General features: G+C 41.2%; 1 protein-coding gene. It reads left to right on the top strand.

The window, feature by feature from the left end:
- Window positions 1–56 precede the first annotated feature (56 nt).
- Window positions 57–250: hypothetical protein (locus AACQ14_RS24050; protein ID WP_339366068.1), on the top strand; the 194-nt coding region annotated here is incomplete at its 3' end.

The following is a 250-nucleotide window of genomic DNA, read 5'->3' as shown; positions in this document are numbered from 1 at the left end:
GTTTCCAATTGTTTGGTAATGAAAAAACAGCAGAACTATTGGACCGCATCAAGTCCTTGGGTTACTCCTTCGCTCGTCGCGCAGGTATGACTGTAGCTATTGCTGATATTAAAGTACCAGAAGTTAAAACTAGCTTGTTAGATACAGCGGAACAAGAGGTAGAAAAAGTATCTCGTATGTACCGCCGTGGTCTTATTACAGAGGAAGAACGTTACCGTAAAACTATCCAATTATGGACAAAGGCAACAGA

Source organism: Vallitalea maricola (genome assembly GCF_036985595.1).
GTDB classification, from domain to species: Bacteria; Bacillota; Clostridia; order Lachnospirales; family Vallitaleaceae; genus Vallitalea; species Vallitalea maricola.
The sequence above is the reverse complement of the archived record's forward strand: the minus strand, read 5'-3'. Positions and strand labels throughout refer to the sequence as shown.